The sequence below is a fragment of the Tabrizicola oligotrophica genome (genome assembly GCF_011008935.1).
Classification (GTDB): Bacteria; Pseudomonadota; Alphaproteobacteria; order Rhodobacterales; family Rhodobacteraceae; genus Tabrizicola_A; species Tabrizicola_A oligotrophica.
In genome coordinates, this window is record NZ_JAAIVJ010000009.1 from 34,981 (window position 1) to 55,031 (window position 20,051).

Below are 20,051 nucleotides of genomic sequence, written 5' to 3' on the forward strand. Positions count from 1 at the left end.
GATGCTGTGCCTCGGGCAGATGTTGTTATGAACCCGAAGTCTAGCGCGTCATCTTGGGTGTTGAAAGCGGAAATGCGGCGCGACGTGGCCCCTTGCCCCGCCGCGGAAGCGGAACCTTGCCGATCCAGCAGCAAGCAATCGCCGGTCGAAAAAAAAGGCTCAACCCCGGCGGGGCTGAGCCAGATCATAGGGAAAGGGTAACAGTGGGGGGCAGGGCCGCAAGGACCGGGTCCGCCAATTTCCTTATCCTGCATAGCGAAGTGAGTCGGCGCAAAGCCCGATTTCGCAGCCCCGGGGGCTTGCGCGAAAACCTGCCAAAGGAACAAGGGCTTGCGCGGATTCATGCCTATTCGTCCTCGTCCTCGTCGTCCCAGAGGAACTCCTCGGCCTCGGGGGCGAAAACTTCGGGGAAGGCGGCTTCGGCGCGTTTGCGGTCGATCTTCAGCAGCGCCTCGTAGGAGGCCGGATCGAACGGGTCCTCGGCGGGCACCACTTCGCGGCCAAAGAGCCAGGACAGGCGGCCGGCGTCAAGATTGCCGCGCTCGAACGGGTCTTCGCCAAAGTGGTTCCACAGCGCCGCCATGAAGGCGATGTCGGCCTTGCGATCGGGCGCCTTGCGGTCCTTGAACCGTTCGCGCCGGATGATCTTCGTGGCGCCTTCCTTGACGTTGGCGCGGCGAATGGTGAACTGGAAATCTGTGCCGGTCAGCCGGCTGGGGAAACCGCGATGCTTCAGCATGGGCGCACCTCTTGTTGAGGGGCGCGCGGCGGGGAGGGAACGGGCGCAGGCCGGCTTCCCCGGCACGCCCGTTCCGGGAAATCAGGAGCCGTACTTGCCGGTCGGCGCGGGCTCAACCGTGACGGGAACCGGTTCGGGTTCGGGCGCGGGCTGGGCGCAGGCAGCGAGGGTGGCAAGGGCCAGCATTGCGAGGATCGCAGAAGTCCGCATGAGAATCTCCAAGGACAAAGGGTTGCAGTGCCGGCAGCATAGCTGCGGCGCGGCATGGTGGCAAACCGTTCGATGGGAAGGACGGGGGCATCCGCCGACAGTCCGGCGGACAGAAAAAGGGCGGGCCGGGCGCAAGACGCCCCTGCGGCCCGCCCGTTGGTCTTACTTGTACTTGCCGGTGTAGGTCGGCTCGACCGTGACGGCCGGCTCTTCAACATAGACAACGTCATCCTGTGCGGCGGCGCAGGCTGCCACGAAGGCAACGAGGCAAAGCGACAGAAGGATCTTGGTGCTCGACATTCTCGACTCCTGTGTTCTTGGAGGGTTTCGCAACCGGCGAACCCCCTTTTCAATGTGCGGACCGCTTGGGTTCGGTCCGCATGAACAATAGCCGACAACTGACCGGATTGACACGGTTTTCTGCCCATCGCCCCCGGCTGTGGCACAGCCGCATCAAAGCCACGCAGCGCCGGGGCCAGGACCACAAGATGTAGCGCAGCCATCAGAACACCTCCCAGATGCAGGAGCCGTCTTCGATGCGGAAGGCTTCGAAGAACTGGGTCGCTTCGGGGTCGGCTTCGCCAAAGGCCACCGGGCGATCCTCGAGCGAGACGATCACCTGCGCCGGCAGCGGGCCATTGGTCATCACCCGCTCCAGCGCGTAGTTCTGGCAGAGCCACGCGATGTCCTGCGCGGCCAGGTCAAACCCGACCGAGCCGGTGGCCGGGTTGATCTCGGGCGCCAGAAAGCGGAAGCGCGTCACCAGCCCCATCGGGCCGGGGGCGTTCCAGATGGATTCCACCAGCGTCACCGTCTGCCCCGAGGGCAGGGAAACGGCCAGCCCATCACCGGGAACGGTCTGCCCGCCCCCGCTCTGAACCTGCCAGATCTGCCCCTGATCGCCCATCGCACGCAGCCCTTACAGCGGAATGTTGTCGTGCTTTTTCCACGGGTTGACGAGCTTCTTGCCCCGCAGCGAGGCAAAGGCCCGCGCCACCCGGCGGCGCGTCGAATGCGGCATGATGACCTCGTCGATAAAGCCCTTTTCCGCCGCCACGAAGGGGTTGGCGAAGCGGTCTTCGTAGACTTTGGTCAAACGTGCAATTTCCTCGGGCGACTTGCCGCGATGGATGATCTCGGTCGCGCCCTTGGCCCCCATCACCGCGATCTCGGCCGTGGGCCAGGCATAGTTGAAATCGCCGCGCAAATGCTTGGAGGCCATCACGTCATAAGCCCCGCCATAGGCCTTGCGGGTAATCACCGTAACTTTCGGCACCGTCGCCTCGCCATAGGCAAACAACAGCTTCGCGCCGTGCTTGATGACGCCGCCATATTCCTGCGCCGTGCCGGGCAGGAAGCCGGGCACGTCGACCAGCGTCAGGATCGGAATTTCGAAGGCATCGCAGAACCGCACGAACCGCGCCGCCTTGCGGCTGGCGTCGATATCCAGACAACCCGCCAGCACCATCGGCTGATTGGCGACAACGCCCGTGGTCTGGCCTTCAATGCGGACAAAGCCGGTGATGATATTGGCCGCGAAGTCCTTCTGGATCTCGAAGAAGTCGCTCTCGTCGGCGATCTTCAGGATCAGTTCCTTCATGTCATAGGGCTGGTTCGGGTTGTCGGGGATCAGCGTGTCAAGGCTGGCCTCCAGCCGCTTCGGATCGTCGAAGAAGGGCCGCACCGGGGCCTTCTCGCGGTTGTTCAAGGGCAGGAAGTCGACCAGGCGCCGGATTTCGGCCAGCGCCTCCACATCGTTTTCAAAGGCGCCGTCGGCGACGCTGGATTTCCTGGTATGGGTCGACGCCCCGCCCAGCTCCTCGGCCGTCACCACTTCGTTCGTCACGGTCTTCACCACATCGGGGCCGGTGACAAACATGTAGGAGCTGTCCTTCACCATGAAGATGAAGTCGGTCATCGCCGGCGAATAGACCGCGCCGCCGGCGCAAGGCCCCATGATGACGGAAATCTGCGGCACCACGCCCGAGGCCATGATGTTGCGCTGGAACACCTCGGCATAGCCCGCCAGCGAGGCCACGCCTTCCTGAATCCGCGCCCCGCCAGAGTCGTTCAACCCGATCACCGGCGCGCCATTTTGCAGCGCCATGTCCATGATCTTGCAGATCTTCTGCGCGTGCGTCTCGGACAGCGAGCCGCCGAACACGGTGAAATCCTGTGAAAACACATAGACCATCCGGCCATTGACCGTGCCCCAGCCCGTCACCACCCCGTCGCCGGCCGGGCGATCTTCTTCCATGGCGAAATCGACACAGCGGTGGGCGACGAACATGTCGAATTCCTCGAACGACCCCTCGTCCAGCAACAGCTCGATCCGCTCGCGCGCGGTCAGTTTGCCCTTGGCATGCTGCGCCTCGATGCGGCGCTGGCCGCCGCCCTGACGGGCCACGGCGCGGCGCTGTTCCAGCTGGTCGAGAATGTCTTTCATGGCAGGCCTCCCCAAAATCGACGGCACCATATCGCCGGGCAGACGGGGAACAAAGCGGAATCCCGTAAATTTGCATAACTTTGGAAGATAGCGTTTTGCGAATTGCAAATCTGCAAAATCTTTCCCTTCCCGCGCCTTCGCCCTATGCTGCACCGGCCGCCAACCGGAGCCATCATGTCCCTGCCAATTCCCTTTCTCACCATCGGCCTTCTCATGGCCTCCAACATCTTCATGACCTTCGCCTGGTATGGCCATCTGAAGTTCAAGACCTCGGGGATCGTGACCGTGATCCTGATCTCCTGGGGCATCGCCTTCTTTGAATACATCCTGATGGTGCCCGCCAACCGGATCGGCCACGGCCACTATTCGGCCGCTGAACTCAAGACCATTCAAGAGGTCATCACGCTTTCTGTTTTCGCCGTGTTTTCGGTGCTTTACCTGAAAGAGCCGCTGACATGGAACCATTTCGTCGGCTTTGGCTTCATCGCTGCGGGGGCGTTCTTCATCTTCCACAAATGGGCCTAGACTCCCCCCGGCCACAGGCGTAGCCCTGTGGGATGCGCGAAAAATCCCTTTTCCTGAATCGCAGCACACCGCCAAAAGTCGTTACCCTGGTTCTTCTGGCGGGGCTGTCGGCGCTGACGATGAACATCTTCCTGCCCTCGCTGCCCGGCATGGCGAAGTGGTTCGAGGTGCCCTATTCGCTGATGCAGCTGTCGGTCGCGCTGTATCTGGCGCTGTCGGCGGCCTTGCAGATCGTGATCGGCCCGATTTCCGACCGTTACGGGCGGCGCAAGGTGGTGCTGGGCGCGCTGGTGCTGTTCCTGATCGCCACCCTCGGCACGCTGCTGGCCCCCAATGCCGAAACCTTCCTGTTCTTCCGCATGGCGCAGGCCGTGGTCGCCGCCGGCATGGTGCTGAGCCGCGCCATCGTGCGCGACATGGTGGCCGATGCCGAAGCCGCCTCGATGATCGGTTATGTCACCATGGGGATGAGCCTTGTGCCGATGATCGGCCCGGCGATCGGCGGCTTTCTGGACGAGGCCTTTGGCTGGCAGGCGAATTTCACGCTGCTCTTGCTGACCGGGCTTGCCGTCACCGCCCTTGTCTGGGCCGATCTGGGCGAGACCGCAGCCCCGAAGGACACCCGCTTTGCCGACCAGCTGCGGCAATACCCCGGACTTCTGGCCTCGCGCCGGTTCTGGGGGTATTGCATGGCGGCAGCGTTTTCCTCGGGCTGCTTTTTCGCCTATCTCGGCGGTGCGCCCTATGTCGGAACCGAGGTGTTCCGGCTGTCGTCCAAGGAAATCGGGCTGCTTTTTTCGCTGACGGCAATCGGTTATCTGATCGGCAACTTCCTTGCCGGGCGCTACTCGGTGCGCGTCGGCATGAACCGGATGGTGCTTCTGGGCACGCTGACCACGACGGGCGGGCTTTTGCTGCTGGTGCTGGCCACGGTTGCGGGCCTGTCCGGGCCGATCGTGTTCTTCGCGCTGACCGTGCCGATGGGCATTGGCAACGGGCTCTGCCTGCCGAATGCCAATGCGGGTATCCTGTCGGTGCGGCCCGAGCTTGCCGGCACCGCCTCGGGTCTTGGCGGGGCGATCATGATCGGCGGCGGCGCGGGGCTGGCGGCGCTGGCCGGGCATCTCCTCGGCCCGGGGTCCAGCGAGTTGCCCTTGGTCCTGTTAATGCTGGCAAGCTCGGTCGGCTCGGTGCTGGCCATTCTTCTGGTCATGGCGCGCGCGCGCAAACTGGGGCTTTCCGGCACTTGACGGCGCAGGTTTGCAAAGCCCATGCTGGCTTTGCAAAGGGGGCCGGCCATGGCGACACAGAAACTGTATGCAGGCGCGAAACTGCGCGAGTTGCGGGCACGCCTTGGCCTGACCCAGCGCATTTTTGCCGACAAGCTCGGGGTGTCGCTGCCCTATCTGAACCAGATGGAGAACAACCACCGCCCGGTCTCGGCCGCCGTGGTGCTGGCCTTGGCGCAGGAGTTCGGGCTGGACGTGACCGAGCTAACGGTCGGTGAGGGCGAGCGACTGGTGAGCGACATGCGTGAGGCCTTGGCCGATCCGGTCTTTGCCAAATCCGCCCCGCCTTTGGCCGACCTGCGGCTGGCTGCCTCCAACGCCCCGGCGCTTGCCCGTGCCTTTCTCGACCTGCACCGCGCCTACCGGCAAAGCCATGAGCGGCTGGCCTCACTCGATGAGGCTTTGGGCCGAGATGACGCCGGATTGCGCGCAAGCCCTTGGGAAGAGGTTCGCGACTTCTTTCACTATTGCGACAATTACGTCGATGCCATCGACCGGGCCGCCGAACATTTCATAACCGCCGCAGGTGCCGGAAAAGACGTGCTTATTACCGCGGCCGAAGCGCTGCGAAAGCGCGGTGTCGATGTGCAGTTTTCCGACAATGGCCCCTTGCGCCACTTCGACGGCTCGGCCCGGCGGCTGGAGCTTTCGGCCCGCGCCGCCGCCCCGACCCAGCGCTTTCAGATGCTCTATCAGGTCGCGCTGCAAACCCAGAACGAGCTGCTGGAAGCCACGCTCGACCTCGCCCGGTTCACCACGCCCGAGGCGCGCGACATCGCCAAGATCGGGCTGGCCAACTATTTTGCCGGCGCCGCGCTGATGCCCTACCGCGCCTTTCTCGACGCCGCGCAAAAGACCCGGCACGATCTGGAGCGCCTCGCCGACATCTTCGGCGCCTCGATCGAACAGGTGGCGCACCGGCTCTCCACCCTGCAACGGCCCGGCGCCAAGGGCATTCCGTTCTTCTTTGTCCGCGTCGATCAGGCCGGCACCATCACGAAGCGCCATTCGGCGACGCGGCTGCAATTCGCCCGCTTCGGCGGCGCCTGCCCCCTGTGGAACGCCCACCGCGCGTTCGAGACGCCGGGGCATTTCCTGCGGCAACTGGCCGAAACCCCGGACGGGGTGCGCTATCTTTGCCTGTCGCGCGATGTGTCAAAGCCGGGCGGGGCCTTCCTTGCTCCGGTGCGGCGCTATGCCATCAGCCTTGGTTGCGAGATCACCCATGCCGCCAGCCTTGTCTATTCCGACGGGCTGGACCTGAAGGGCCGGTTCGAGCCGATCGGCATTTCCTGCCGGATCTGCGAGCGCAAGGACTGCCACCAACGCTCGGTCCCGCCGCTGGAGCGCCGGTTGCGGGTTGATCCCGACACGCGGGGCCTGTTGCCCTACGACATCGCCGATTGAAGAGATCGGCCGATTGAAAAAGGGGGCCGCGAAGGCCCCCTTTTCCCGTTCCGTCACCTGGTCACTTCAGATGCTGCCAGATATGGTCCTTCAGATGGCTGCGCTGCTTGCGCAGATGCTCCTCGGCCTCCTCGGACAGCAGGTCAAGCCGGCTTTCGGCCCGGTGTACCTTGTCATTCACCGCGTCATATTCCGCCACCAGCTTGGCGAAATGGGCGTCGGCCTCTTTCAAGGCGCTGATCTTCTGGGACTTTTCCGGAAATTCCTCAGCGAGGGCGTGGGGCGTATGCGACATGCGTGTCTCCTTCTGTCTTGTCGCCCCCGACTTTATCAGGAGCGCAAAAGCTGACTTTGACACGGATCAAAACACCTGCCTTTTCAGCGCTGCCGGGTCTGCCAATTCTCCGCCATCACCGGTTGCAGGTTCGATTTCGGCAACCGGCGGCCAAGGATATGATCGGCCGCCTTCTCGCCGGTCATGATCGACGGGCCGTTGAGGTTGCCGTTCGTCACCTGCGGGAAGATCGAGCTGTCGGCGACGCGCAGACCTTCCACCCCGATCACCCGGCATTCCGGATCGACCACCGCCATCGGATCATCGGCCCGGCCCATCCGGCAGGTGCCGCAGGGGTGATAGGCCGATTCGACATGCTCTTTCAGGAAGGCATCCAGTTCGGCATCCGATTGCAGCGCCAGACCGGGCTGGATTTCGGATTTCACGAAGGGCTTCATCGCCGGCTGGTCGAAAACCTCGCGCGTGAGGCGGATGCAGCGGCGGAATTCGTCCCAGTCGTCGGGGTGCGACATGTAGTTGAACAGGATCTTCGGCGCGTCCATCGGATTGGCCGAGCGCAAGCTGACCGCGCCGCGCGACTTTGACCGCATCGGCCCGACATGGACCTGAAAGCCATGCCCGCCCGCCGCCGCCTTGCCGTCATAGCGCACGGCAATCGGCAGGAAGTGGTATTCGATATCGGGATATTCGATGCCCTCGCGGGTGCGGATGAAGGCGCAGGCCTCGAACTGATTGCTCGCGCCAAGGCCAGTCTTGGTGAACAGCCACTGCGCCCCGATAATCGCCTTGCCCCAGAGGTTCCAGTATTTATACAGCGTCACCGGCTGGGCCGCTGCAAATTGCATATAGATTTCAAGGTGATCCTGCAGGTTTTGCCCGACACCGGGGCGGTGGGCCACCACCGGAATCCCATGTTCGGACAGATGTGCAGCATCGCCGATCCCCGACAGCATCAGGATCTTCGGGCTGTTGATCGAAGAGGCGGCGACAATCACCTCGGCGCTGGCGCGGATCACCTCATCCTGCCCGCCGCGGCGGATTTCCACCCCGACGGCGCGGCCGTTCTCGATCACCACGCGCTTGGCGAAGGCGCGCACCAGCTCCACCCGGCCGGTCTTCAGCGCCGGGCGCAGATAGGCATTGGCCGCAGACCAACGGCGGCCCTTGTAGATGGTCGCCTCCATGGCGCCAAAGCCTTCCTGCTGCGCGCCGTTATAGTCGGCGGTGGTCGGATAGCCGGCCTCTTTGCCCGCCGCGATGAAGGCGTCGAACAAGGGGTTGTGGCGCGGCCCGCGGCTGATGTGCAGGGGCCCGCTGGTGCCGCGATAGCTGGCGTCGGCCCCATTGGCATCGCCGCCGCCATGCCAGGTTTCCATGCGCTGGAAATAGGGCAGCACATCGGCATAGGACCAGCCCTGCGCGCCCATCTCCTCCCAGGTGTCGAAGTCCTTGGCATGGCCGCGGACATAGACCATGCCGTTGATAGAGGAGGACCCGCCGATCACCTTGCCGCGCGGCGTGGCCAGACGCCGACCGCCCAGATGCGGCTCGGGCTCCGACTGGAAGCCCCAGTCGTAGATCCCCATGTTCATCGGATAGCTGAGCGCCGCCGGCATCTGGATGAACGGCCCGGCATCGCTGCCGCCCTGCTCGATCACCACCACGCGCTTGCCCGCCTCCGACAGCCGGTAGGCCATGGTTGCCCCCGCCGAGCCCGACCCGATGATCACATAATCTGCCTGCATCTTCCCCTCCCGCCCGCCGGGCGGCCCCTTGATCTTGTGCTGCGGCCGGTTCGGCGCGGCGTTTCAGTAAGGCGCGTCCACCGGCCCCATGCCGACGTAGACGCTCTTGATCTGGCTGTAGTGTTCCACCGCCGCGTGCCCATTCTCGCGCCCCACGCCCGACGATTTCGCGCCGCCGAAGGGCGCCTCGACCGGGGTGAGGTTATAGGCGTTGATCCAGGTGGTGCCGGCCTGCAACTGGCCCACCACCCGGTGCGCCCGCGCCATGTCGGCGGTGAACACCCCCGCCGCGAGGCCAAATTCGGTGGCATTGGCGCGGGCAATCGCCTCGTCCTCGGTATCGAAGTCGAGAACCGCCATCACCGGGCCGAAAACTTCCTCGCGCGCCAGCGTCATGGCGTCGGTGACATCGGCAAAGACCGTGGGCTGGACGTAAAACCCGCTGTTCAGCGCCGCCCGCTCGCCGCCGCAGACCAGCGTTGCGCCTTCGGCCTTGGCGGTTTCGATATAGCCCAGCACCTTGTCGAGTTGCGCGGCCGAGACGAGCGGCCCCATCTGCGTCGCCTCGTCCAGCGGGTCGCCGAGCGTGATCTTCGCCGTCCGCGCCGCGAGCGATTTCAGGAACCTGGCCTTGATGCCCTTCTGCACGAAGACCCGCGTGCCGTTCGAGCAGACCTGCCCGGCGGAATAGAAATTGCCCAGCATCGCGGCGCCGACGGCATCCTCGACCGAGGCATCGTCGAACACCACCAGGGGCGACTTGCCGCCAAGTTCCATCGTCACATGCCGCACGCCCGCGGCGGCGGCGGCGTAAACCTTTTGCCCGGTCGGCACCGAGCCGGTGAGCGAGACCTTGGCGACACGCGGATCGGTCACCAGGGCGCCGCCCACGGCGCCGCGGCCCTGCACGACATTGAACAGACCCGGCGGCAGGCCGGCCTCGATATAGATTTCAGCCAGTTGCAGCGCGCCCAAGGGGGTGACTTCCGAGGGCTTGAACACCATGGCATTGCCGAGGGCCAGCGCCGGCGCCGATTTCCAGCAGGCGATCTGGCTGGGATAGTTCCACGCGCCGATGCCGACGCAGACGCCCAGCGCCTCGCGGATGGTGTAGACGAAATCGCGACCCAGCGGGATGGTTTCGCCGGTGATCGTCGGGGCCAGCCCGGCGAAATATTCCAGCGCATCGGCGCCCGAGGGCCAGTCGGCGACCAGCGTTTCCTGCACCGGCTTGCCGGTATCCAGCGTCTCCAGCCGCGCGAGGTCGGGGTTGCGCTCGCGGATCAGGTCGGCGGCGCGGCGCAGGATGCGGGCGCGCTCCACCGGGCGCAGCGCGGCCCAAGCCCCTTGCGCGCGGGTGGCGCTGGCAAGGGCGGCTTCCACCACGGCAGGCGTCGCCTCATGCACGACGGCGATCACCTCGCCGGTGGCCGGGTAGATCACCTCGATGGCCGCGCCGGCCTTGTCCTCCAGATAGGCGCCATCGACGAAATGGCTGGCCTTGGGTTGCGCCTTCATGCGTCACTGCCTTCAAGTTGCGAATTGAGATAGTTCATCGCGGTGGCCACCGCCGCCGCGCCGTCGGGCGCGCCCGATTTCAGCACCTCTCGCAGGTAAAGCCCGTCGATCAGCGCCCCCAGACCCTCGGCCACAGAATCGGCCCTTTCGCCGGCGAGCGGGCGCAGCGCGGCGAGGAGATTCGACCGCAACCGGCGCTGATAGACCGCCAGAAGCCGCTTGGCTTCGGGCACGGTCTGCGACAGGACCCAGAAGTTCAGCCAGGCCCCGACCGCCTCGCGCCGGAAGTTCGCGGCGCTGAAACTGGCCGACAGAATGGCCTTCAGCCGCGCCTCCGGGCCTTGCGCCAGATGCAGCGCGCCGCGCACCTCGGCACCGTAGAGCGACAGGATATGTCGCATTGCCGCAAGGAAAATTTCTTCTTTCGAGCCGAAGTAATGATGCGCCAGCGCGCTCGACATGCCGGCCCGTTTGGCGATCTGGCTGACCGTCACGTCCAAAGACCCCGCCCGCCCGATCTCGACGATCGTAGCTTTGACGAGGGCCGCCTTTCGGATAGGCTCCATCCCAACTTTGGGCATTTCGGTCTGGCTCCAAGATTCTGCTTGCCAAACCGATAAAGCGTGAAGTTTATTGACTCGTCAATCAACAAAAACAGGGAGCCTCCTGATGACCCCCCGACTGAACCTCCGCACCGCCCTGCTGGGCACCGCCGTCACCTTCGCCCTTGCGGGTTCGGCCTTTGCCGAAGGCTGCGACAAGATCGTCTTCTCGGATGTGGGCTGGACCGACATCACCGCCACCACCGCCGCGACCAGCCTTGTCGCCGAGGCCTTGGGCTATGAGACCGAAACCAAGGTGCTGTCGGTTCCGGTGACCTATACCGGCCTTGCCGAAGGCGATATCGACGTGTTCCTTGGCAACTGGATGCCCACGATGGAGGCCGACATTGCGCCTTACCGCGACGCCGGCACTGTCGAAGTGATCCGCACCAACCTTGAAGGCGCGAAATACACGCTGGCCACCAACGAGGCGGGCGCCGCGCTGGGGATCAGCGATTTCGGCAACATCAAGGACCACAAGGACGCGCTGGAAGGCAAGATCTACGGCATCGAGCCGGGCAATGACGGCAACCGCCTGATCATCGACATGATCGCCGGCGGCCCCTTCGGTCTGGATGGCTTTGAAGTGGTGGAAAGCTCGGAAGCCGGCATGCTGGCCGAAGTGAAGAACAAATCCGACGCCGGCACGCCCATCGTCTTCCTCGGCTGGGAACCCCACCCGATGAACGCCAACTTCAAGATGACCTATCTGTCGGGCGGCGATGACATCTTCGGGCCGAACTTCGGCGGCGCGGTGGTGGACACCAACACCCGCAAGGGCTATGCGGCGGAATGCCCGAACCAGGGCAAGCTCTTGCAGAACCTCGTGTTCTCGCTGCAGATGGAGAACGAGATCATGGGCGCGATCCTGAATGACGGCGCCGACCCGCGCGAGGCCGCCAAGGCCTGGCTCGCTGCCAACCCCGGCACCTGGGAAGCCTGGCTGGACGGCGTGACGGCCAAGGACGGCAGCGATGCCAAGGCGGCGGTGACCGCTGCGCTGCAATAACCGGCCGCGCGCCTGCGGACGGCCTCCGGGGGTTTCACACCCCCGGACCCCCGTGGGATATTTGAGAACAGATGAACGGGGGAGGAACGCCTTTGGAGTGGCTGACCGATAACAAGATCCCGGTCGGGAAGGTGGCAAAGACCATCAACGACTGGATGAGCGACAATCTGGGCGGCCTGTTTGACGCCATTGCGCTGGTGATGGAAAGCCTGATCGAAGCGATCCTGTGGCTCTTGCAGACGCCGCATCCACTGGTGATCGTGGCGATTTTCATGGCGCTGGCCTGGTATCTGCAGCGCTCGTGGAAGGTCTGCCTCGGGGTGTTTCTGGGGTTCCTGTTCATCCTGAACCAGGGCTATTGGGAGGAGACGACCGAAAGCCTGACGCTGATCCTGTCGGCCTGCGTGGTGTGCATGGGGGTCGGCGTGCCGATCGGCATCGCCGCCGCCCACCGCCCCCGGCTTTACGCCGCGATGGTGCCGGTTCTCGACCTGATGCAGACCCTGCCGACCTTCGTCTACCTGATCCCGGCCATCGTGTTCTTTGGCCTCGGCATGGTGCCGGGCCTGATTGCGACCGTGATCTTCGTGCTGCCCGCCCCGATCCGCCTGACCTATCTTGGCGTGTCCTCGACCCCGACTGCGCTTCTGGAGGCGGCCACCGCCTTTGGCGCGACACCGAAGCAGCGGCTGTGGAAGGTGGAATTGCCCTATGCCCTGCCGCAGATCATGGCCGGGCTGAACCAGACCATCATGCTGTCCTTGTCGATGGTGGTGATCGCGGCGCTGGTCGGTGCCAATGGCCTTGGCGTGCCGGTGATCCGGGCGCTGAACTCGGTGAACACCGCGCTTGGCTTTGAATCTGGCTTCATCATCGTCGTTGTGGCCATCCTTCTGGACCGCTCGCTGAGGGTGAACACCAAATGAATGCTGTCGAGTTTGACAAGGTCTCCATCGTCTTCGGCGACAACCCTGCCGCCGCCCTGCCCTTGATGGATCAGGGGCTGAGCCGGGGCGAGATTCAGGAAAAGACCGGCCAGATCCTTGGCGTGCATGATTGCTCGCTGACTGTGGGCGAGGGCGAAATCCTTGTTCTTATGGGGCTTTCCGGCTCGGGCAAGTCGACGCTCCTGCGCGGGGTGAATGCCTTGAACCCGGTGGTGCGCGGCGAGGTACGGGTGCGCGCCGGCGGCGAGATGGTGTCGGTCACGCATGCCAATCCCGAAACGCTACGCGGCCTCCGGCTGTCGACCATCGCCATGGTGTTCCAGCAGTTCGGCCTTCTGCCCTGGCGCACCGTGCGCGAGAATGTCGGTCTCGGGCTGGAGCTTGCCGGCCAGACCCCGGCGCAGCGGCGCGAGAAGGTGGACCAGCAGTTGGCGCTGGTGAACCTGACGCAATGGGCCGAGCGCAAGGTGGGCGAATTGTCCGGCGGCATGCAGCAGCGCGTCGGGCTGGCCCGCGCCTTTGCCACCGAAGCGCCGATCCTTCTGATGGACGAGCCGTTCTCGGCGCTTGACCCGCTGATCCGCGCCAAGTTGCAGGACGAGCTTCTGGACCTGCAAAAGCGCCTGAAGCGCACCATCGTTTTCGTCAGCCATGACCTTGATGAGGCCTTCAAGATCGGCAACCGCATTGCCCTGATGGAGGGCGGGCGTCTGGTGCAGGTCGGCACCGCGCGCGAGATCATCGCCAATCCGGTCAGCGATTACGTCGCCGAATTTGTCGCCCATATGAACCCGCTGGGTGTCTTGACCGCGCGCGATGTGATGGTCACGGGGGCGGGCGGCAACGGGCTGGCGGTGGATGCCGAAACCCCGGTCAAGGCGCTGATGCAGATGCTGCAGGGCGGGGCGTCGGATGTGACCGTGACCGAGAACGGCCAGGCCATCGGCCGGGTTCAGGCGACCGATGTGCTGTCGAAACTGCTGAACCCGCGCGGCGCGGCCTGAGGGCGCGAGCGGGGCGTGCAAGCGCCCTGCCCCGAGACGGCCCTTGGCCGCTCAGGCCTTGGCCGCCACCTTCTTCGTTGCAGGCTTTTTCGCCGCCGATTTGGCGGCCGTCTTGGTTGCCGTCTTGGCCGGGGCCTTCTTCTCGGCCGCCGTCTTGGCGGCCGCCTTCTTCGGGGCGGCCTTCGTCTTGCCCCCCGACTTGCCGGCCTTTTCGGCAATCAGCGCCAAGGCCTGTTCCATCGTCACCGCCTCGGGCGTGATGTCCTTGGGCAGCGTCGCGTTGACCTTTTCCCATTTGACGTAGGGCCCGAACTTGCCCGGCATCACCTGCACCGGGCCGCCATCGGGATGATCGCCCAGCACCCGCAAGGGCTCTGCCGCAGCTCCACGGCCCGGACCCCGGGCCAGCTTTTGCGCCAGAACCTCGACGGCGCGGTTCATGCCGATGGTGAAAACCTCTTCGACATCGGGCAGGTTGGCATAGGTCTTGCCATGCTTGACGTAGGGCCCGAAGCGGCCGATCGCCGCCTCGATGGTCTCGCCATCCGCGGGGTGCGGACCAAGGATGCGCGGCAGGCTGAGAAGCTCCAGCGCCCGCTCCAGCGTCAGGCTGCCCGCGTCCCAGCCCTTGGGCAGGCTGGCGCGGTCGGGCTTCGGCTGCGCCTCGGTGGCCTCGCCGCGCTGGACATAGGGGCCGAAGCGCCCGGCGCGCAGGCTGATGTCATTGCCAGCGGCGTCCTGCCCCAGCACCTTGCCATCCACCGCCGCCGCGGCCTCGTCACCGGTGGAAATCGGGCGGGTGTAGCGGCATTCGGGGTAATTGCCGCAGCCGATGAAGGCGCCGCCCGAACGCGCGGTCTTCAGATGCAGCCGGCCCGAGCCGCAGGTCGGGCAGACCCGCGGGTCCGAACCATCGGCGCGCAGCGGGTAAAGATGCGGCGCCAGAAAGTCGTCAATCTTTTCCAGCACTTCGCCAATGCGCAGATCAGCGGTTTCCGCAACGGCTGCGGAAAAATCGCGCCAGAACCGGGCCAGAACGTCCTTGTAATCCCGCTCGCCGGCCGAGACATCGTCAAGCTCGGTCTCCAGATCGGCGGTGAAGTCATATTCCACATATTTGTGGAAGAAATTGGCAAGGAAGGCCGTCACCAGTCGCCCCTTGTCCTCGGGGATCAGGCGGTTCTTGTCCTTTTTCACATATTCGCGGTCAACGATGGTGGTCAGCACCGAGGCATAGGTCGAGGGCCGCCCGATGCCAAGCTCCTCCATCCGCTTCACCAGCGTCGCCTCGGTATAACGCGGCGGCGCCTGGGTGAAATGCTGGTCGGGCGTCACCTTGCGCTTGTCCAGCGCCTCGCCGCTGGCGAGTTGCGGCAGGCGGGCGTCGTCTTCCTCCTCGTCGTCGCGGCCCTCGTCATAGACCTTGAGGAAGCCGTCGAACTGCACCACCTGACCGGTGGCGCGGAAGCCGACCTGGGCATCGGGGCTGACGATGTCGACCGTCGTCCGCTCCATCCGCGCCGCTGCCATCTGGCTGGCGATCGTGCGCTTCCAGATCAGATCGTAAAGCTTGCGCTGGTCGGCATCGGTCAGCCGCAGGCTTTCGGGGTCGGCCGACATCTCGGTCGGGCGGATGCATTCGTGGGCTTCCTGCGCGTTCTTGGCCTTGTTCTTGTAGATGCGCGGGCTGTCGGGAACATAAGCCGCGCCGAACCGCTTGCCGATCTCGGCCCGCGCGGCGGCCACCGCTTCGGGCGCCATGTCGATGCCGTCGGTCCGCATATAGGTGATGTGGCCGGCCTCATAAAGCCGCTGCGCCGCGTTCATCGTCGCCTTGGCGCCAAAGCCGAATTTGCGGCTGGCCTCTTGTTGCAGGGTCGAGGTCATGAAGGGCGCATAGGGGTTGCGACTGGCCGGCTTGGCCTCGACGCTTTGCACCGCAAATGTTCGAGAAGTGACAGCCTGCACCGCCATTTCTGCCGAAGTCGCAGTCGGCAGATCGAATTTGTCCAGTTTCTTGCCGCCAAGCGTGGTGAGACGGGCGTCGAATTCCTGCCCCCTCGGCGTCTTGAACGTCGCCCCCACAGTCCAGAATTCCCGGGCGCGGAAGGCCTCGATCTCCATCTCGCGCTCGACGATCAGGCGCAGGCAGACCGACTGCACCCGCCCCGCCGATTTCGCCCCCGGCAGCTTGCGCCAGAGGACCGGCGACAGGGTGAAGCCGACGAGATAATCCAGCGCGCGGCGGGCAAGATAGGCCTCGACCAAGGGCCGGTCGATCTCGCGCGGCTCCTTCATCGCTTTGGTCACCGCATCCTTGGTGATGGCGTTGAAGGTGACGCGGGCTACCTTCTTGCCCTTCTTCAGGGATGAGGCCAGCGCCTCTTGCAGGTGCCAGGAAATCGCCTCGCCCTCGCGGTCGGGGTCGGTGGCCAGGATCAGCGTGTCGTCGGTCTTCAGCGCCTCGGCGATGGCGCGGACGTGCTTCTTGCTGTCGGTCGCCACCTCCCACGACATCGCAAACCCGTCCTCGGGGTTCACCGAGCCGTCCTTGGCCGGTAGGTCGCGGACATGGCCATAGCTGGCCAGAACCGTGAAATCGGGGCCAAGATATTTGTTGATCGTCTTGGCCTTGGCGGGGGATTCGACGACGACGACGGGCATGGGAATGAACTTTCGACAAGCTTTTCGGACGGGGCCGCACCATGGGGGCCAAGGGTGAGCCTTGTCAACCTGCGAACGGCGCGGCAACTTGCGCCTTTGCAAATACCCGGCCTTGCGCCACTGGCCCCAGGGGCATCGACCTCAGTCCGCCCGCGACAAAAGCCCCCCCGGCGCGCGGGTGATGCGGCCCTCAAGTTCCAGCGATACCAGCGCCGGCGTCAGCACCGAAGGCGGCAGGGCGAGATCGCGGATCAACTGATCCTCGGCCAGCGGGCTGGGGCCAAGCCGGGCAAGGATTTGCCCATGCACCGCGGCAATATCGCCCAAGGGACGGCGCGGCGCCGTGGGGCCGGGCAGAATCCCGGTCTCCGGCTGCGCCGTCTCGGGCAGGTTCGGCGCCGAGAGCCCCAGCGCCTCGGCCACGTCGCCGGCATGGCGCACCAGCGTCGCCCCGTCGCGCAACAGCATGTTGCAGCCGGCCGCGCGGGCATCGAACGGATGGCCCGGCACCGCCATCACCTCGCGCCCCTGATCGGCCGCGTCGCGCGCAGTGATGAGACTGCCCGAGCGCGCGGCGGCCTCAACCACCACCACCGCCCGGGAAAGCCCCGAGATGATGCGGTTGCGCAGCGGAAAGTGCCGGGTCTGCGGCACGCAGCCCATCGGTTGCTCCGACACAAGGCAGCCCGTGGCGGCAATCGACCGGGCCAGGTCGGCGTTTTCCTCGGGGTAGGTCACATCCACGCCCCCCGCCATCACCGCCACCGTGCCGCTGGCCAGCGCCGCCTCGTGCGCCGCGGTGTCGATGCCGCGGGCAAGGCCCGACACCACCACCTGCCCGCCCTGCCCCAGCCCTTCGGCCAGCCGCCGTGCCATGCGCAGGCCCAGGGACGAGGCATTGCGCGCGCCCACCATCGCCACCATCGGCCGCGCCAAGAGTGCCGTCTGGCCCCGTGCCCACAGGACAGGTGGCGCGTCGGGCAGGTCCATCAGCGCGGCCGGATAGTCCGGCCCGCCCCACAGCAGGAGCTGCGCGCCAAAGGCGCGGCCGCTGCGCAGTTCGGCCTGCGCCACCTCGACCGGACAGACTGCATAGTCTTCCACCCCTGCCGCGCGGGCAATCTCGGGCAAGGCCGCCAGGGCCGCGCGGGCCGAACCGTGTTCCGCCACCAGCCGGTGAAAGGTCACCGCCCCCACCCGGCGCGAGCGGATCAGCCGCAGCCAGTCCAGCGGATCATCGCGTTCCGCCGCGCCGCCTGCCGCCATTGGTGCCGCCATCTGTGCCGCCCCGGCCATGAAACCCCCGAACCTCTTGCCGCCACTCTGCCCGGCATTAGTTAACGCAAGGTGAATCGCAGCAGGCCGGCAAACTGCCGTTTTCTCTGGCCTTATGTTTTCCAAACTGGACTTATCGAAAACATGCCACTGCCCATTGAAACCCGTGCCAGATTTGATCAATTGCCAAGCGAACCAAAGCCGCGCCATCCCGGCGCAAGAAGGATGCTGACCATGAAAAACGCAGATGTAGCCAAGCGCCGTGACGAGGCGATTTCCCGTGGCGTGGGCATGCAGACCCAGATCTACGTCGACCGCGCGCTGAACTCGGAAGTCTGGGACATCGAGGGCAACCGCTACATCGACTTCGCCGCCGGCATCGCCGTGGTCAACACCGGCCATTGCCACCCCAAGGTGATGGATGCGGTGGCCAAGCAGATGGCGAAATTCACCCACACCTGCCATCAGGTGCTGCCCTATGAGCATTACATCCGTCTGGCCGAGCGTCTGAACGCCGCCGTGCCGGGCGATTTCCCGAAAAAGACCGTCTTCGTGACCACTGGCGCGGAAGCCGTCGAAAACGCCATCAAGGTCGCCCGCATCGCCACCGGCCGCTCGGCCATCATCGCCTTTGGCGGCGCCTTCCACGGCCGCACCTTCATGGGCATGACCCTGACCGGCAAGGTCGAGCCCTACAAGAAGGGCTTTGGCGCGATGATGCCCGATGTGTTCCACGTCCCCTTCCCGCAGGAAGTCCACGGCATCACCACCGCCGAGGCGATGGCCGGGCTGACCAAGCTCTTCAAGGCCGACATCGACCCCGGCCGCGTTGCCGCGATCATCTTTGAACCCGTGCAGGGCGAGGGTGGCTTCTATCCGGCGCCGAAGGATCTGGTGAAGGCCATCCGCGCGCTTTGTGACGAGCATGGCATCGTGATGATCGCCGATGAGGTGCAGACCGGCTTTGCCCGCACCGGCACGCTTTTTGCGATGGAGCAATACGGCGTCGCCGCCGACATCACCACCATGGCCAAGGGTCTGGCTGGCGGCCTGCCGCTGGCGGCGCTGACCGGCAAGGCCAGCTTGATGGACGCGGCCAATCCCGGCGGTCTTGGCGGCACCTATGGCGGCAACCCGATCGGGATTGCGGCGGCCCATGCGGTCATGGACGTGATCGAAGAGGAAAAGCTCTGCGCCCGCGCCAATGAGCTTGGCTCGCGTCTGAAGCAGAAGCTGGAATCGATCCGCGCCACTACGCCGGAAATCAGCGACATCCGCGGCCCGGGCTTTATGGTCGCGGTGGAATTCGCCAACCCGTCGAACAAGGAACCCGATGCCGGCTTCACCAACCGCGTCAAGAACGAGGCGCAAAAGCGCGGCCTGATCCTCTTGACCTGCGGCGTCTATGGCAACGTGGTGCGCTTCCTTGCCCCGATCACCATCCCGGACGCCCATTTCGCCGAGGCGATGGACATTCTGGAAGCCTCGGTCGCCGCCGCGCGCCAAGGCTGATTGCTGGGATTACGGCACAAGGCCTCCGGTATTCCGGGGGCCTTTTCCATTCCGCCGGCTCCAGCCAATGCCCGGCGCAAGGCCGTACAGGACTGCCCTGCCCCTTGCCCTTCCTGCCCGCCATGGCTTAAGCCGCAAGACATGGAGCCGATCTGCCTTTCCGACCTCAGCTACGCCGTGCCGGGCAAGACGCTCTTGCAGGGGCTGACGGTCACGCTGAGCGGCCGGCGCGTCGGCCTGATCGGGCGCAACGGGTCGGGCAAGACCACGCTGCTGCGGCTGATCGCGGGGCTCGTGGCGCCCAGTTCGGGCCGCTTGCGGATTGGCGCAACCGACCCGTTCACCGACCGCAAGGCGGCGCTGGCAAAGATCGGCATCCTGTTTCAGAACCCCGACCACCAGATCCTGTTTCCAACCGTCGAAGAAGAGCTGGCCTTCGGGCTGACCCAGATGGGCCACCCGCAGCACGCCGCCCTTGCCCGCGCCCGTGACGCCTTGGCCGCCCATGGCCGGGCCGACTGGGCCAAGGCCGCCGTCTGGACCCTCAGCCACGGGCAGAAGCAATGGCTGTGCCTGCAGGCGATCCTGCTGATGCAGCCCGAGACGCTGCTTCTGGACGAGCCCTTTGCCGCGCTGGACCTGCCGACCGAAATCCGGCTGCGCCGGCATCTCGACGCCCTGCCGCAGCGGCTCATCACCATCGCGCACCGCCCCGACGACCTGATCGGCTGTGACGAGGTGCTGTGGCTGGACCAGGGCCGCGTGCAAGGCTTTGGCCCGCCGGATCAGGTCTTGCCCGCCTTCAGCGCCGAAATGGCCAGGCTGGGGGCCGAAGATATGGGGGCCGCAGATGAGCCCTGATCG

19 protein-coding genes are annotated in these 20,051 nt (G+C 65.3%); 8 read left to right on the top strand and 11 right to left on the bottom strand.

What is annotated here, in order from left to right:
* Positions 1–346 precede the first annotated feature (346 nt).
* The 5 genes from G4Z14_RS14255 to G4Z14_RS14270 all read right to left on the bottom strand — a co-directional run bounded on the left by G4Z14_RS14255 (position 347) and on the right by G4Z14_RS14270 (position 3,395).
* The gene (locus G4Z14_RS14255; protein WP_164626871.1) at positions 347–739 is read right to left on the bottom strand and encodes a hypothetical protein; all 393 of its coding nucleotides are present in this window, start codon (positions 737–739) and stop codon (positions 347–349) included.
* An 81-nt stretch (positions 740–820) separates the two neighbouring features.
* Complete coding sequence (locus G4Z14_RS19110) at positions 821–949, bottom strand: hypothetical protein (protein WP_265331860.1); 129 nt, start codon at positions 947–949, stop codon at positions 821–823.
* 162 nt (positions 950–1,111) lie between these two features.
* Positions 1,112–1,249: a hypothetical protein gene (locus G4Z14_RS14260; RefSeq protein ID WP_164626873.1), complete on the bottom strand. Its 138-nt coding sequence runs from the start codon at positions 1,247–1,249 to the stop codon at positions 1,112–1,114.
* 202 nt (positions 1,250–1,451) lie between these two features.
* On the bottom strand, positions 1,452–1,856 hold the full coding sequence (locus G4Z14_RS14265) for a DUF6497 family protein (protein ID WP_164626876.1): 405 nt from the start codon (positions 1,854–1,856) through the stop codon (positions 1,452–1,454).
* Between the two features lie 12 nt (positions 1,857–1,868).
* The gene (locus G4Z14_RS14270; RefSeq protein ID WP_164626878.1) at positions 1,869–3,395 is read right to left on the bottom strand and encodes an acyl-CoA carboxylase subunit beta; all 1,527 of its coding nucleotides are present in this window, start codon (positions 3,393–3,395) and stop codon (positions 1,869–1,871) included.
* A 171-nt stretch (positions 3,396–3,566) separates the two neighbouring features.
* Between G4Z14_RS14270 and G4Z14_RS14275 the strand changes: the two genes are divergently transcribed.
* Genes G4Z14_RS14275 through G4Z14_RS14285 form a run of 3 tightly spaced genes read left to right on the top strand, consistent with a single transcriptional unit; the run spans position 3,567 to position 6,616 of the window.
* Positions 3,567–3,920 (top strand): DMT family protein, encoded by a 354-nt coding sequence (locus tag G4Z14_RS14275; protein ID WP_321573057.1) that lies wholly within the window; start codon positions 3,567–3,569, stop codon positions 3,918–3,920.
* A gap of 32 nt (positions 3,921–3,952) precedes the next feature.
* Entirely contained in the window at positions 3,953–5,170 is a 1,218-nt protein-coding gene (locus G4Z14_RS14280; RefSeq protein WP_164626882.1) for a multidrug effflux MFS transporter, read from the top strand.
* 48 nt (positions 5,171–5,218) lie between these two features.
* Positions 5,219–6,616 (top strand): helix-turn-helix domain-containing protein, encoded by a 1,398-nt coding sequence (locus tag G4Z14_RS14285; protein ID WP_164626884.1) that lies wholly within the window; start codon positions 5,219–5,221, stop codon positions 6,614–6,616.
* A gap of 61 nt (positions 6,617–6,677) precedes the next feature.
* Here the strand turns inward: G4Z14_RS14285 and G4Z14_RS14290 are convergent, their stop codons facing one another.
* The 4 genes from G4Z14_RS14290 to betI form a co-directional block, all read right to left on the bottom strand.
* Positions 6,678–6,911, bottom strand: coding sequence for a YdcH family protein (locus G4Z14_RS14290; protein ID WP_164626886.1), 234 nt, complete (start codon positions 6,909–6,911; stop codon positions 6,678–6,680).
* 83 nt (positions 6,912–6,994) lie between these two features.
* Entirely contained in the window at positions 6,995–8,656 is a 1,662-nt protein-coding gene (gene betA / locus G4Z14_RS14295) for a choline dehydrogenase (RefSeq protein ID WP_164626888.1), read from the bottom strand.
* Positions 8,657–8,719: 63 nt separating this feature from the next.
* Positions 8,720–10,174, bottom strand: a complete 1,455-nt coding sequence (gene betB / locus G4Z14_RS14300; protein WP_164626889.1) for a betaine-aldehyde dehydrogenase — start codon at positions 10,172–10,174, stop codon at positions 8,720–8,722.
* A complete protein-coding gene (gene betI / locus G4Z14_RS14305) occupies positions 10,171–10,755 on the bottom strand; it encodes a transcriptional regulator BetI (protein WP_227751756.1) in 585 nt (194 codons plus the stop codon). Before betI ends, betB begins: the two co-directional genes overlap by 4 nt.
* A gap of 88 nt (positions 10,756–10,843) precedes the next feature.
* Between betI and choX the strand changes: the two genes are divergently transcribed.
* The 3 genes from choX to choV all read left to right on the top strand — a co-directional run bounded on the left by choX (position 10,844) and on the right by choV (position 13,736).
* Positions 10,844–11,785: a choline ABC transporter substrate-binding protein gene (gene choX, locus G4Z14_RS14310; RefSeq protein WP_164626893.1), complete on the top strand. Its 942-nt coding sequence runs from the start codon at positions 10,844–10,846 to the stop codon at positions 11,783–11,785.
* A 92-nt stretch (positions 11,786–11,877) separates the two neighbouring features.
* The gene (gene choW / locus G4Z14_RS14315) at positions 11,878–12,711 is read left to right on the top strand and encodes a choline ABC transporter permease subunit (protein WP_164627083.1); all 834 of its coding nucleotides are present in this window, start codon (positions 11,878–11,880) and stop codon (positions 12,709–12,711) included.
* Positions 12,708–13,736, top strand: a complete 1,029-nt coding sequence (gene choV / locus G4Z14_RS14320) for a choline ABC transporter ATP-binding protein (protein ID WP_164626895.1) — start codon at positions 12,708–12,710, stop codon at positions 13,734–13,736. The genes choW and choV overlap by 4 nt, the downstream gene beginning before the upstream one ends.
* Before the next feature lie 51 nt (positions 13,737–13,787).
* Here the strand turns inward: choV and topA are convergent, their stop codons facing one another.
* Together topA and dprA are read right to left on the bottom strand one after the other, a co-directional pair.
* Entirely contained in the window at positions 13,788–16,400 is a 2,613-nt protein-coding gene (gene topA / locus G4Z14_RS14325; protein ID WP_164626897.1) for a type I DNA topoisomerase, read from the bottom strand.
* 141 nt (positions 16,401–16,541) lie between these two features.
* Positions 16,542–17,678 carry a DNA-processing protein DprA gene (dprA, locus tag G4Z14_RS14330; RefSeq protein ID WP_407703837.1) on the bottom strand — a complete coding sequence of 379 codons (1,137 nt, stop codon included), beginning with the start codon at positions 17,676–17,678 and terminating at the stop codon, positions 16,542–16,544.
* 231 nt (positions 17,679–17,909) lie between these two features.
* On the opposite strand from dprA, the gene G4Z14_RS14335 reads away from it, so the two are divergent.
* Positions 17,910–19,187, top strand: a complete 1,278-nt coding sequence (locus tag G4Z14_RS14335) for a 4-aminobutyrate--2-oxoglutarate transaminase (RefSeq protein ID WP_164626901.1) — start codon at positions 17,910–17,912, stop codon at positions 19,185–19,187.
* A 141-nt stretch (positions 19,188–19,328) separates the two neighbouring features.
* Entirely contained in the window at positions 19,329–20,048 is a 720-nt protein-coding gene (locus G4Z14_RS14340) for an energy-coupling factor ABC transporter ATP-binding protein (RefSeq protein WP_164626903.1), read from the top strand.
* Positions 20,049–20,051: the final 3 nt, after the last annotated feature.

What these genes read in the sequence shown, in the direction of transcription:
- choX (WP_164626893.1), top strand. Translation starts at nt 10,844, where the DNA reads ATGACCCCCCGACTGAACCTCCGCACCGCCCTGCTGGGCACCGCCGTC.
- G4Z14_RS14340 (WP_164626903.1), top strand. Translation starts at nt 19,329, where the DNA reads ATGGAGCCGATCTGCCTTTCCGACCTCAGCTACGCCGTGCCGGGCAAG.
- betI (WP_227751756.1), bottom strand. Translation starts at nt 10,755, where the DNA reads ATGCCCAAAGTTGGGATGGAGCCTATCCGAAAGGCGGCCCTCGTCAAA.
- G4Z14_RS14290 (WP_164626886.1), bottom strand. Translation starts at nt 6,911, where the DNA reads ATGTCGCATACGCCCCACGCCCTCGCTGAGGAATTTCCGGAAAAGTCC.
- betA (WP_164626888.1), bottom strand. Translation starts at nt 8,656, where the DNA reads ATGCAGGCAGATTATGTGATCATCGGGTCGGGCTCGGCGGGGGCAACC.
- G4Z14_RS14265 (WP_164626876.1), bottom strand. Translation starts at nt 1,856, where the DNA reads ATGGGCGATCAGGGGCAGATCTGGCAGGTTCAGAGCGGGGGCGGGCAG.
- dprA (WP_407703837.1), bottom strand. Translation starts at nt 17,678, where the DNA reads ATGGCGGCACCAATGGCGGCAGGCGGCGCGGCGGAACGCGATGATCCG.
- G4Z14_RS14255 (WP_164626871.1), bottom strand. Translation starts at nt 739, where the DNA reads ATGCTGAAGCATCGCGGTTTCCCCAGCCGGCTGACCGGCACAGATTTC.
- G4Z14_RS14260 (WP_164626873.1), bottom strand. Translation starts at nt 1,249, where the DNA reads ATGTCGAGCACCAAGATCCTTCTGTCGCTTTGCCTCGTTGCCTTCGTG.
- choV (WP_164626895.1), top strand. Translation starts at nt 12,708, where the DNA reads ATGAATGCTGTCGAGTTTGACAAGGTCTCCATCGTCTTCGGCGACAAC.
- G4Z14_RS14280 (WP_164626882.1), top strand. Translation starts at nt 3,953, where the DNA reads ATGCGCGAAAAATCCCTTTTCCTGAATCGCAGCACACCGCCAAAAGTC.
- G4Z14_RS14270 (WP_164626878.1), bottom strand. Translation starts at nt 3,395, where the DNA reads ATGAAAGACATTCTCGACCAGCTGGAACAGCGCCGCGCCGTGGCCCGT.
- G4Z14_RS14285 (WP_164626884.1), top strand. Translation starts at nt 5,219, where the DNA reads ATGGCGACACAGAAACTGTATGCAGGCGCGAAACTGCGCGAGTTGCGG.
- G4Z14_RS14335 (WP_164626901.1), top strand. Translation starts at nt 17,910, where the DNA reads ATGAAAAACGCAGATGTAGCCAAGCGCCGTGACGAGGCGATTTCCCGT.
- G4Z14_RS19110 (WP_265331860.1), bottom strand. Translation starts at nt 949, where the DNA reads ATGCGGACTTCTGCGATCCTCGCAATGCTGGCCCTTGCCACCCTCGCT.
- topA (WP_164626897.1), bottom strand. Translation starts at nt 16,400, where the DNA reads ATGCCCGTCGTCGTCGTCGAATCCCCCGCCAAGGCCAAGACGATCAAC.
- betB (WP_164626889.1), bottom strand. Translation starts at nt 10,174, where the DNA reads ATGAAGGCGCAACCCAAGGCCAGCCATTTCGTCGATGGCGCCTATCTG.